Raw genomic sequence first — 230 nt, forward strand, 5'->3', positions numbered from 1 at the left:
TTTGCGGTACGGGCACCTTCTCCTGGCTAGAGGCTTTTCTTGGCAGTCTGAGATCATGACCTTCGCTACTATAATTTTCGCTCCCCATCACAGCCCAGCCTTCACGATGTGTGGATTTGCCTACACATCAGCCTCACTGCTTAGACGGACATCCATCAGTCCGCGTCACTACCCTACTGCGTCACCCCATCGCTCATAGCGGATTACGGTGGTACAGGAATTTCGACCTG

1 rRNA gene is annotated in these 230 nt (G+C 53.0%); it reads right to left on the reverse strand.

What is annotated here, in order from left to right:
• Positions 1-230: ribosomal RNA gene (locus tag ACN6NF_RS26010) — 23S ribosomal RNA — on the reverse strand; the annotation flags it as partial.

Source organism: Paenibacillus sp. TSM33 (genome assembly GCF_056099025.1).